Genomic DNA, 4,666 nt, shown 5'->3' on the forward strand with positions numbered 1-4,666 from the left:
GATGGTACTGCACTGGAGACGGTGTGGGAGAGTAGGACGCCGCCGGACACTTACATAGATCAGGAAAGCCCGCCAGGCATTCGCCGGCGGGCTTTCCTGCGTTTACAGGACTTCATGACGGCCGGTTCCCGCCGGGGTGGCCCTGTCGTATTGAGCCCTGCCCCGTCAGGAGGGAATAGTGGGTGCTGGCTCGAATCGGATGATGAGCCGTCGTGACCGTCGCCTCCGGGTTCTAAGCTCAGATCTCGTAGCGGGGGCTCATCGTCATCACCGCACACTCGGGAACACAACACACCGCATCGGGCAGAGCGGGCACCACCGGAGGGTACGCGTTCCCGTCAGCGGCTACCGAGGGAAGAATCTCTCGCCTGAGTAGACGCCTCTGGAAAACAAGCCGCCACCCCCGGCGCCCGCCAGAACCAACCCCCCAACCGTGCAGGTGGAACACACCCGGCCAACGGCGCGAGCCGCAGGCATCACGAAAACCGAGCCAGAACCGAAATCTCTCGTTTCGGTAGACACCCGGAGAAGACGAAGGTGCCATCCGGGCGGGCGATTTCCCCGATCTGGTCCTGATCGTTCCCCGAACGGGGCCAGCTCCCACGCGTACCTGCCGGCCGTGTCGGGCGAGCCAGAACCTGTTGCGCCTTCACGTGACATCGAGTGCCTGCCGTGGCGGTAACCGGGCGGCCTCGGTGACGAGGGCACTCCGTTGATCGGGGTCTACCGGACGCACGCTCGATGAGCCGGCCGGGGCCCCGAGCCGGTGGCGATCTCCTGCTGACGCTCCTTCCGCGGTGCGCCCCGGGAACGGGCGCCGGCGGTCCGGAGACGGTGTCGATTCCGCCGGTGGTCGTTCGTGTAGTGAATGACCGACTCACGGTGGGCCGGTCCACGGAGCCGAAGGAGACGGATGATGCGTACGCTCACCGCCACGATGTTCATCAGCTTGGACGGCGTGGTCCAGGGCTTGGGCCGCCCGGACGAGGACACCCGGGACGGCTTCACGTACGGGGGCTGGGGTCCGCGGTACAACGACGAGGTCATGGGCCATGAGCTCGGTAAGAGCACGGCCAAGCCAGGAGACATGCTGTTCCGGCGCAGGACCTGGCAGGACTTCGCCACCGTGTGGGGAAGCGCCACCGACGGCAACCCTTTCACTACGCACATGAACGCGGCGACGAAGTTCGTCGTGTCGAGGACCTTGCAGGACGCGGATGCCTGGCAGAACTCGATCCTGCTTCGTGGCGACGCCGTCGACACGGTGGCCGAGCTGAAGGCTCAGCCGGGAAATGACCTATCGATCAACGGCAGTGCGTCGCTCGTGCGGACTCTGCACGCCGCCGGCCTGATCGACCACTACACGCTGCTGATCCACCCACTGACCCTGGGCGCCGGCGCACGGCTGTTCGAGGGCGCCTCCCGGTTCACCGAGTTCGAGCTCACCGGTAGCGTCACCACCGGCAAAGGCGTGATCATCGCTCATTACACCCGCCGGTAAGAAGGCCCGCGGCCGGCCCCGGACACCGGTCCAGGGCCGGCCGCGGGCCGTTGTCCGGGGCCGGCGTCAGGGGCCGGGGCGGAGGGTGTCGATCGCCGCCCGTAGCTCCTCGACGCGCTGTTCGAGGGTGGCGACCGCCTTGGCCGCCTCCTCGTCCTCTCCGGCCCACCGGGTCAGTGCGCCGACCTGCTCCTCCACCGCGGCGACGCGGCGGCCGAGCTCGGCCGCGAACTCCTCCGACGGCGCCGCCGCGAACTGCGTGCGCAGCAGTTCGGACTGCTCACGGAGCTGCTGGTTCTTGCGGTAAAGCTCCACGAAGACGGAGACCTTCGTACGCAGCACCCAGGGGTCGAACGGCTTGGAGATGTAGTCGACCGCGCCGGCGGCGTACCCACGGAAGGCGTAGTCCGGATCGGCGTCCGCCGCCGTGAGGAAGATGATCGGCACCTCCCGGGTCTTCCGGCGCCGTTTGATCGCGCGGGCGATCTCGAAACCGTCCATCCCGGGCATGACGATATCGAGAAGGATCACCGCGAAGTCGTTCGTCAGCAAGGCTCGCAGAGCCTCTTCCCCTGAACGCGCGCGGATCATGTTCTGGTCGAGTGAACTGAGGATCGCCTCCAGTGCTACGAGGTTCTCCTCGCGGTCATCGACCAGAAGAATGTTCGCCTTCTCGGCCACAGTCAGCCCTCCATCACGTGCGTGGCCGGTTGAGCCACGCCCTCATGATGTCAAGAAGGTGGTCGGCGTCGACAGGCTTGGGTACGTAGTCCGATGCGCCGGACTCGATGCTCTTCTCCCGATCGCCCTTCATGGCCTTGGCCGTCAGCGCGATGATCGGCAGGTCGGCGAACTGCGGCATCCGCCGGATGGCCTCCGTCGTGGCGTAGCCGTCCAGCTCCGGCATCATGACGTCCATGAGGACCAGGTCGACGTCCTCGTTCCGGTCGAGCGTGTCGATGCCCTCCCGGCCGTTCTCGGCGTAGAGGACCTCGATGCCGTACTGCTCCAGCACGCAGGTCAGCGCGAAGATGTTGCGCACGTCGTCGTCGACGATGAGGATCTTGCGGCCGGACAGCACCTCGTCGTCGATCGGCGCCGACTCGTACTCCTCGTCCAGCTCGGGCATCTCGAACGACGCCGCCTCGGCGGGCGGGGGCGGCAGCGGCCGCCGCTTCTCCTCGCGTACGGGCGTCGCGGTCTCGGCGGCGTTCTCCAGGTAGTTGGCCGGCAGGTAGAACGTGAACGTACTGCCCTCGCCGGGCCGGCTGGCGACGTGGATCTCCCCGCCCAGCAGTTGCGCGATGTCGCGGCTGATGGACAACCCCAGACCGGTACCGCCGTACCGGCGGCTGGTCGTGCCGTCGGCCTGCTGGAACGCCTCGAAGATCGCCCGCAGGTTGTGCTCGTCGATGCCGATGCCCGTGTCGCTGACCGCGAACCCGATGACCTCCGGGGCGCGGGCGAGGACCGGGTCGATGAACTCGACGCCGTTCGCGCGCCGGATCGTCAGCCGTACCTCACCGGCGGCGGTGAACTTCACCGCGTTCGACAGGAGGTTGCGCAGCACCTGCTGGATCCGCTGCTCGTCCGTGTAGAGGTGCTCCGGCAGGCCGGGCTCGGCGTACACGTCGAAGCTCAGGCCCTTGTCGGCGGCGAGCGGGCGGAAGTTCGCGTCGACGAAGTCGACGAGCTCGCCGAGGGAGACCCGCTGCGGGACGAGCTCCATCTTGCCCGCCTCGACCTTCGACAGGTCGAGGATGTCGTTGATCAGACGGAGCAGGTCGCTGCCCGACTCGTAGATCGTTTTGATCAGCTCGACCTGCTTGGGCGTCAGGTTCTTGTCCGGGTTGCCGGCCAGGAGCTTGGCGAGCACGAGCAGGCTGTTCAGCGGCGTGCGCAGCTCGTGCGACATGTTGGTCAGGAACTCGGACTTATACCGCGAGGACTGGGCGAGCTGCTCGGCGCGTTCCTCGAGCGTGCGGCGGGCCTGCTCGATCTGGAAGTTCTGCATCTCGATCGCGCGGTTCTGCTTGGCCAGCAGCGCCGCCTTCTCTTCCAGCTCGGCGTTGGAGCGCTGGAGCTCCTCCTGCTGGCGCTGCAGCTCGCTGGAACGGTCCTGCAGCTCCGCCGTGAGCCGCTGGGACTCGGCCAGCAGCGCCTCGGTACGGGAGTTCGCCGTGATCGTGTTGATCGTGACGCCGATCGTCTCGACGAACTGGTCGAAGAAGGCCAGATGCACCTCGCTGAACGGGCTGAACGAGGCCAGCTCGATCGCGCCGAGGACGCGGCTCTCGAACAGGATCGGCAGCACGATCAGGTTCAGCGGTGACGCCTGCCCCAGGCCCGTACCGACCGTGATGTACCCGGCCGGCAGGTCGTGTACGAAGATCGGCTTGTGCTCCAGCGCGGCCTGCCCGACGAGGCCGTCGCCCAGGCGGAACCGGATCTTGTCGATCTTGTCCTGGCTGAGGCCGTACCCCGTCTTCAGCACGAGCTCCGGCGCGCCGTCCTGGGCCTCCTCGGCGAGGTAGAACGCGCCGTACTGCGCCGAGGAGAGCGGCGTGACCTCGCTCATGATCAGGCGGGCGACCTCCATGAGGTCGCGGTGGCCCTGCATCAGCCCGGCGATCCGGGCGAGGTTGGTCTTCAGCCAGTCCTGCTGCTGGTTCGCGCGGGTGGTCTCGCGGAGGTTCGCCACCATCAGGTTGACGTTGTCCTTGAGCTCGGCGACCTCGCCACGGGCCTCGACGGAGACGGACCCGGTGAGGTCGCCGCGGGCGACCGCGCTCGCCACCGAGGCGATCGCGCGGACCTGCGTGGTCAGGTTGCTGGCCAGCTCGTTCACGCTCTCGGTGAGGCGCTTCCACGTGCCCGAGACGCCCTCGACCTCGGCCTGGCCGCCGAGCCGCCCCTCGCTGCCGACCTCGCGCGCGACGCGGGTCACCTCGCCGGCGAACGCCGAGAGCTGGTCGACCATCGTGTTGATCGTCGTCTTCAGTTCCAGGATCTCGCCCTGGGCGTCGACGTCGATCTTCTTGGTGAGGTCGCCGTTCGCGACCGCCGTGGTGACCTGGGCGATGTTGCGGACCTGGCTGGTCAGGTTGTCAGCCATGGAGTTGACGTTGTCGGTGAGGTCCTTCCAGACGCCGCTGACGCCGCTGA

Annotated in this window: 3 protein-coding genes; 1 reads left to right on the plus strand and 2 read right to left on the minus strand. The window is 67.4% G+C overall.

What is annotated here, in order from left to right; genetic code table 11:
* The first annotated feature begins 916 nt into the window (after positions 1-916).
* The gene (locus tag NE235_RS36975) at positions 917-1,501 is read left to right on the plus strand and encodes a dihydrofolate reductase family protein (protein ID WP_252811573.1); all 585 of its coding nucleotides are present in this window, start codon (positions 917-919) and stop codon (positions 1,499-1,501) included.
* A 66-nt stretch (positions 1,502-1,567) separates the two neighbouring features.
* Here NE235_RS36975 and NE235_RS36980 read toward each other — a convergent pair whose 3' ends face one another.
* Together NE235_RS36980 and NE235_RS36985 are read right to left on the minus strand one after the other, a co-directional pair.
* A complete protein-coding gene (locus NE235_RS36980) occupies positions 1,568-2,182 on the minus strand; it encodes a response regulator (protein ID WP_252811575.1) in 615 nt (204 codons plus the stop codon).
* Between the two features lie 13 nt (positions 2,183-2,195).
* A partial coding sequence (locus NE235_RS36985; protein ID WP_252811577.1) for an ATP-binding protein occupies positions 2,196-4,666 on the minus strand: 2,471 nt, incomplete at its 5' end.

The organism is Actinoallomurus spadix (genome assembly GCF_024055725.1).
Taxonomy (GTDB): domain Bacteria; phylum Actinomycetota; class Actinomycetes; order Streptosporangiales; family Streptosporangiaceae; genus Actinoallomurus; species Actinoallomurus spadix.